Genomic DNA, 7,411 nt, shown 5'->3' with positions numbered 1-7,411 from the left:
AACATGAAACGGCGTCTTTTTCCGCATGGCGGCGTTGCTCGTCGTTGCCATAGAGCCGGCTATGTCGCCTCCTCGCGCCTTGCCCTGCGAAAAAATCCATCCGTTTCATTCCGTTCCCCTATTTCTGAGTCGCGACACTAGGTGTATTCGCTGTTTCCTCATGGCCGGTGCGCCCTGCGATCAGGCGTAAACCGCAGAACCCAGCCTCTTCCTGCTTGCCCGAAGGGCTATAAAGAGAAAAGCCCGCTTTACCTGTCTGCCTGATTTGATCCTGACATTGAGGAGCTTCCATGACCGCCCTGCAATGCATCTGGCTGGTTCCACTATGGTTTCTGCTTGCCCTGTCGGGCACCTCCGTGCTGGCCCAGGAGGATGACGAGGCGTGGGCGCCCACGCCGCCACGGCTGAGCTTCATCGACGGCGAGGTGTCGTACTGGCGGCAGGGGGCCGACGAGTGGGTGCGCGCGCGCCCCAACCTGGCGCTGGCGGAGGGCGACGCGCTGTATAGCGGCAACAACGCCAATTTCGAGGTGCAATTCGGCAGCCGCAGCTTCGTGCGCGCGGACGCCAACAGCCAGCTGTCGCTGCTGGAGCAGGACGAGCGCCGCATCCAGTTCAAGCTGACCGACGGGCGGGCCTCCTTCGACATGCGCAGCATCGCAGCGGGCGATACGGTGGAGGTGAACACGCCGAACGCGGTGTTCGTCATCGGGCATCCCGGCTATTACCGGGTGGAGGTGGCCGAGCGCGATACCCGCTTCATCACCCGCCGTGGCGGCGAGGCCACCGTGACCACGGCCGACGGCCGCTCGCTGGGCATTTTTCCCTCCGAAGACATCGTCGTCACCGCGGGCAATCCGGTGACAGTAGCCACTTATGCCGCGGCCGAGCCGGATGCCTGGGACCGCTGGAACGATGCGCGCAGCGACCGCATCGGCGAATCGATCAGTAGCCGTTACCTGCCGCCCGATGTGTACGGTGCGGAAGAACTCGATCACTACGGCCGCTGGCGCGTGGTGCCGACCTACGGCTCGGTGTGGATTCCCTACGGGGTAAGCACCACCTGGGCGCCCTACAGCAGCGGCTCGTGGGTGTGGGATCCTTATTACGAATGGACCTGGATCGACGATGCGCCGTGGGGCTGGGCGCCCTTCCATTACGGCCGCTGGATATTTATCGACGGTTTCTGGGGGTGGGCGCCGGGGCCGGTGGTGCGGCGTTCGGTGTACTCGCCTGCACTGGTGGCGTTCATGATCCGCGGCCATGACGTGTCGGCAAGCATCAGCGCTGGCCTGCCGGGGCTGTGGTGGGTGGCGCTCTCCTGGGGCGAGCCGGTGCTGCCGTGGTGGGGGCGTGCGGAACGCCGCGGCCATCCCCGCTGGGCGGGCTGGGGCGGGCCGCGCATCGTCAACAACGTGGCGATCAGGCACACCACCGTCATCAAGGCGGAGAACATCCATTTCCATAATGCCGGATTGCCGCGCGCCGTCCACGGGTTGCCGGCCGACAAGTTCGGGCGCGAGCGGATTCGCCCGGTCATGGAAACGCGTTACCGCGCTGCCGAATTTGCGCCGGTGCGCGGCGGGCTGCCGGTCAAGCCCTCGCGCGCCAGCCTGTCCAGCGGCGCGCCCAGGGGGGTGCAGCCGCCGCGCGAAATCGTCGCGCGTCCGGTGGTGTCGACGCGCATGCCGCGCGAACGGGCACAGGCGGAACCGTGGCAGGACGACCAGGCGCGCCTGCGCAGCCGCGACGCGACGCAATCCCGCTACGTGATTCCGCCGGTTCGACGCGTCGACGATGCACGCAGCCTGCCGCGGCCGCCCCGCGGCGCCGAGGCGGGGCCGGAGCGGATGCCGCCGCCGCTGCCGCCGCGCTATGGCGAGGTGAGACGGCCGGCGCCCGCGTCTCCGGACGCTGCGCGCAGCCAGCCGCCGGCTCGCGAGCGCGCTCCCCGGCAGCGCGAGGCGCTGCCCGCGCCCCGGCCAGACCGGCCACCGGCAACGGACGGCATGCAGGCGCCGCGGGCACGCCCCGAGTCCGCCGTGCCGCGTGGCGAAACCAGTCGGGACGGCAGGGCGCGATCGCTTCCTGGCCAGCCGGCCAACCAGACTTACAGGGGTCGGGACCGCAACGCGCGTTGAACGACGAGGCTTACGAGGCCACGCAGACGCGGTTGCGGCCGCCGTTTTTCGCCGCATAGAGCGCGGCGTCGGCGCGGCCGATGGCCTCTTCGCAGGACTCTATCCCATCGTACTGGCTGACGCCGATGCTGACGGTGGCCGAGACCGGCTGCGTAGCGGCGGAAAACTGCGCCTGTTCGATTTTCAGGCGCAACTGTTCGGCAACGCGCTGCGCCTGCTCCAGCGCGCTGCCCTTGAGCACGACGAGAAACTCTTCGCCGCCCCAGCGGATGGCGATATCCGAGGCCCGCAAGCCTTCCTGCAGGGATGCCGCAATCTGACTCAGGATACGGTCGCCGCCGGCATGGCCGAAGCGGTCGTTGATCGACTTGAAGTGGTCGACGTCGACCAGGAGGAGGCAAATCGGTTGCGGATCGCGCCGGTATTCGGCGCAGACCTTGTCGATGAGGATGCTGAAGGCCTGGCGATTGAGCAGGCCGGTGAGCTTGTCGGTGGCGGCCATGTCCTCGATGCGCTGCTGGTATCGCGCGAGCGCGACATGGGTGAGGAACAGCACCAGCAGGGTAATGCCGAGGCATACCGCGAGGTTGACGTAGAGCGTCTGGCGGATGTCGGCCAGCGCGGTGTCGGCGCGTTTCTCCACGAACAGGTACCACTTCAGTTCGGGAACGTAGTTCACGTTGAGCAGATGCAGGCCGCTGCCGTCGCTGAACCGGTAGGTGCCCGACTTTTCGCGCAGGATGCGGTCGGCAATGTCGCGCAGGCCCGGGATGGCGCGCAGGTCGGTCTCCCGGCGCCCCGACTGGTTGCCGAACAGGACGGTCTTGCCATCGGCATCGACAAAGTAGATGGTGCGCTGGAAGCGCTGCTGGTAACTCGAAATGAGACGACGCACGGCGTCCACCGTGAGCCCGACGCCGGTGGCGCCGAGGAAGCGGCCGTCGAAGTCGAAGACGCGGTAGTTGACGAAAATAGTCAGGGCGTCCCGGTTGGCGAGGTCGGGGTCGACGTTGACCTCGTAGGGCTCCGGCATGGCGCGCACGCGGTAGTACCAGGCGTCGCGCGGCGCCTGCGGCGACACCTGCTTGAGGATGCCCTCGCCGGTGTAGTAGCGGGTGCTGCGCTCGGAGACGAAGAAGCTGCTGAATGCCCCGTAGCGCACCTTGATCTCCCGCAGGTAACGGGTCATGGCATCGACGTCCTGCTCCCCGCCCAGCACCCAGTCGCGCAGGAACGTGTCGTGCGCCATGGTTGACGAGATGAGCACCGGCCGCACCAGGTCTTTCTGGATTTCCGAATAGACGTTGCTCGATGTGAGCGGCAGTTCCTGGGCGACGATGGCGTTCAGGATCGCCTGCTTCGACACGTAGTAACTGCTCAGGGTGGTGGCGAAGAATCCCATGGCGAGCAGGATGCTCAGCCACAGGAGCAGACGCTGGCGTTTGAAAATGCGATGTGTCGAGTACATGTTCGAGAGGGAGCGGGGGCTGACGGTATCGGCGAGCGCCCTGCGGGGCGAGGCGTCAGGGGCGGCAGTATGACACCGGCCGGACGGTTTTCAGCGGCTGCGCCCCGCTGCGGCGGGCAATCGCGTGGTCGCGGACGGGAAAGGCCGCGTCCGGTCAGGCTTTGCGGTGATGGCGCAACAGCCGGTCCAGGGCGTCCTTCAACGGCCCGTCCCCGATTTCCGCGTTGAGGTGCGCCAGCCCGTCCAGCGCGGCGGGCGGCAAGCCGGCTTTCTCGACCGGGTGGACGTAGCGCGCCAGCAGTTCGGGGTTGACGCTGACGCGCACCGCCGCGGCCGCGATGCCGCGCTTGCCGAGGCCGGCCAGCAGGGCGTCGGTCTGCTGGCGCAGGCGGCTGGCGACGGCGCCGCTGTCGCAGGCGAGGCTCAATACGGCGTTTTCCAGCTGCACGACGCGGACATGCCCGGCCAGCGCTGCGGGCAGGGCCTGCTCGAGCGCGGCCTGGGCGCCGAGCAATGCCCGGGCGCGCACGGCGAGGCCGGACGGCAGTTGGCTGGCCAGCAACTCCGCGAGGCTGGCGGCGCTCATGCGCGCGACACGACAGCGTCACGGGAAGCCCGTTCCGCTATGTTAAAATTCAACGATTTACCGCGTCCTGCGGGCATTTCGGATTCCTCATGCTGCAATCCATGTTCAAGAAAGTTTTCGGCAGCCGCAACGAGCGGCTGGTCAAACAATACCTGCAAAAGGTGAAAGCGATCAACGCGCTGGAACCGGCGATGGAGAAATTGTCCGACGCCGAACTGGCCGGCAAGACCGCCGAATTCAAGACCCGGCTGGGCCAGGCTGGAACGCCCAACGCGGGCGAGACGCTCGACAAGCTGCTGCCGGAGGCTTTCGCCGTGGTGCGCGAAGCGTCGAAGCGGGTGCTCGGCATGCGCCACTTCGACGTGCAGATGGTCGGCGGCATGGTGCTGCACGACGGCAAGATCGCCGAGATGCGCACCGGCGAGGGCAAGACGCTGATGGCGACGCTGCCGGCCTATCTGAATGCGCTGGCGGGCAAGGGCGTGCACGTGGTGACGGTGAACGACTACCTGGCCAGCCGCGATGCCGGATGGATGGGCCGGCTGTACGGCTTCCTTGGCCTCACCACCGGGGTCAACCTGTCGCAGATGCCGCATGCCGAGAAGCAGGCCGCCTACGCCGCCGACATCACCTACGGCACCAACAACGAATACGGTTTCGACTACCTGCGCGACAATATGGTCTACCAGGCGGGCGAGAAGGTGCAGCGCCCGCTGGCCTACGGCATCATCGACGAGGTCGACTCGATCCTGATCGACGAGGCGCGCACCCCGCTGATCATCTCCGGGCAGTCGGAGGAGAACACCGCGCTGTACCAGCAGGTCAATCTGGTGCCGCCGCGCCTCGTCCGGCAGAAGGACGAGGAGTCGGAAGGCGACTACTCGGTCGACGAGAAGTCGCGCCAGGTGCTGCTGTCCGAAGCGGGCCACGAAAAGGTCGAGGAAATCCTCACCGAGATGGGCCTGCTGCAGCCCGGCGGCAGCCTCTACGACGCCGCCAACATCATGCTGATGCACCACGTGTACGCTGCGCTGCGCGCGTACGCGCTGTTCTTCCGCGATCAGCATTACGTGGTACAGAACGGCGAGGTCGTCATCGTCGACGAATTCACCGGCCGCCTGATGAGTGGCCGCCGCTGGTCGGAAGGTCTGCATCAGGCGGTCGAAGCCAAGGAAGGCGTGGCGATCCAGAAGGAGAACCAGACGCTGGCCTCGATCACCTTCCAGAACTACTTCCGCATGTACCAGAAGCTGTCCGGCATGACCGGCACCGCGGACACCGAAGCCTTCGAATTCCAGAGTATCTACGGCCTCGAGACCGTGGTCATCCCGACCCATCGGCCGATGATCCGCAAGGACGAGCACGACCAGGTCTACCGCACCGCGAAGGAACGCGACCAGGCGGTGATCAACGACATCCGCGCGCGCAATGCCGCCGGCCAGCCGGTGCTGGTCGGCACTACCTCGATCGAGGCCAATGAACACCTGTCGGCCGAACTGACCAAATCCGGGCTGCCGCACAACGTGCTGAACGCCAAGCAGCACGCGCGCGAAGCCGAGGTGATCGCGCAGGCCGGCCTGCCGGGCGGCATCACCATCGCCACCAACATGGCGGGCCGCGGCACCGACATCGTGCTGGGCGGCAGCATCCAGAAAGAGATCGACGCCGTCGATCAGGACGAGGCCTTGTCCGACAGCGACAAGGCCGGCCGCGTCGATGCGCTCAAGGCCGACTGGCAGCAACGCCACGAGGCCGTGCTGGCGGCCGGCGGGCTGCACATCATCGGCACCGAACGCCACGAGTCGCGCCGCGTCGACAACCAGTTGCGCGGCCGTTCCGGGCGCCAGGGCGACCCCGGCTCCAGCCGCTTCTTCCTGTCGCTGGAAGACCCGCTGCTGCGCATCTTCGCTTCCGATCGCGTGGCCGCCATCATGGACCGCCTGAAAATGCCCGAGGGCGAGGCGATCGAGCATCCGTGGGTGACGCGCGCGATCGAAAACGCGCAGCGCAAGGTCGAGCAGCGCAACTTCGACATCCGCAAACAGCTGCTCGAATACGACGACGTCTCCAACGACCAGCGCAAGGTGATCTACGAGCAGCGCAACGAACTGCTGGCGAGCGCGGACATCGGCGACACCATCCGCGCCATGCGCGACGACGTGCTGGACGATGCCATCAACCTGTACATCGCCCCCGGCAGCATGGACGAACAGTGGGACGTGGCGGGGCTGGAAAAGTCGCTGGCGGCGCAATTCTCGCTCGACCTGCCGCTCGCGCAATGGCTGGGCGAGGACAAGGCGCTCGACGAGGAAGGCCTGCGCAAGAAGATCATGGACGCCGCCGATACGCTGTACAAGGAGAAGGAAGCGCTGGTCGGCGCCGACGGCCTGCGCCAGTTCGAGCGCGCGGTGATGCTGCAAAGCCTCGACAGCCACTGGCGCGATCACCTGTCGGCGCTGGATCATCTGCGCCAGGGCATCCACCTGCGCGGCTATGCGCAGAAGCAGCCCAAGCAGGAATACAAGCGCGAAGCGTTCGAGCTGTTCTCCGCCATGCTCACCGCGATCAAGGCCGAGGTCACGCAGATCACCAGCACGGTGCAGATTCGCGCGCCCGAGGACGTGCAGGCGGTCGAGCTCGAAGAGCCGTCCAATGTGCAATACCAGCACGCCGGCTACGACGAGGCGCAGGATTTTGCGGCGGCCGAAGCCGCTGCGGCGGGCCCAGCCGACGCCTACCCCAAGGTCGGTCGCAACGATCCCTGCCCGTGCGGTTCGGGCAAGAAGTACAAGCAGTGCCACGGCAAATTGAGTTGAGGAGCGGTCATGCCTTACTACGTGTTCCGCATGGGAATGTTCAAAGTGCTGGAAAAACAGGGCGAATGGGCGAGCTTCAAGGAGGCCCGTGCCCACGTCAACGAACTGCGCAAGACGCTCGATCCCAAGTCCGGCGACAAGTACAGGATGATCTTCGCGGAGAATGAGATCGCCGCGCAGGAAACGCTGACTGCCGAGCGCGAGCTGGACAAGACCCTGTCCGGCGACGACTGGTAAAACCGGCGCGTGTTCAACCAGGTTTTGTATGATGACGCCTTATGGCTGAATACAACGAAGGCGCTTACAAACTGGCCCGCGAGGCCTATATCGAGCACAGCTGCCCGTTCGAGCGCGCGCTGCTGTCGCGTTGCGCCGACTGCAGCCGCTCGCGCAGGCTCAA

5 protein-coding genes are annotated in these 7,411 nt (G+C 66.3%); 3 read left to right on the top strand and 2 right to left on the bottom strand.

Features of this window, described 5'->3' with window-relative positions; genetic code table 11:
• Positions 1-290: 290 nt before the first annotated feature.
• Complete coding sequence (locus Q0L94_RS07285; RefSeq protein ID WP_296751871.1) at positions 291-2,141, top strand: DUF6600 domain-containing protein; 1,851 nt, start codon at positions 291-293, stop codon at positions 2,139-2,141.
• A 10-nt stretch (positions 2,142-2,151) separates the two neighbouring features.
• Here Q0L94_RS07285 and Q0L94_RS07280 read toward each other — a convergent pair whose 3' ends face one another.
• On the bottom strand, positions 2,152-3,609 hold the full coding sequence (locus tag Q0L94_RS07280) for a sensor domain-containing diguanylate cyclase (RefSeq protein ID WP_296751868.1): 1,458 nt from the start codon (positions 3,607-3,609) through the stop codon (positions 2,152-2,154).
• A 154-nt stretch (positions 3,610-3,763) separates the two neighbouring features.
• Positions 3,764-4,195 (bottom strand): DUF721 domain-containing protein, encoded by a 432-nt coding sequence (locus Q0L94_RS07275; RefSeq protein WP_296751865.1) that lies wholly within the window; start codon positions 4,193-4,195, stop codon positions 3,764-3,766.
• An 89-nt stretch (positions 4,196-4,284) separates the two neighbouring features.
• Here Q0L94_RS07275 and secA point away from each other — a divergent pair, with 89 nt between their 5' ends.
• Together secA and Q0L94_RS07265 are read left to right on the top strand one after the other, a co-directional pair.
• A complete protein-coding gene (secA, locus tag Q0L94_RS07270) occupies positions 4,285-7,011 on the top strand; it encodes a preprotein translocase subunit SecA (RefSeq protein ID WP_296751863.1) in 2,727 nt (908 codons plus the stop codon).
• Positions 7,012-7,020: 9 nt separating this feature from the next.
• Complete coding sequence (locus Q0L94_RS07265) at positions 7,021-7,248, top strand: hypothetical protein (protein ID WP_296751860.1); 228 nt, start codon at positions 7,021-7,023, stop codon at positions 7,246-7,248.
• Positions 7,249-7,411: the final 163 nt, after the last annotated feature.

This window comes from Thiobacillus sp., from assembly GCF_024708915.1.
This window is presented reverse-complemented; position numbering and strand designations above follow the sequence as displayed.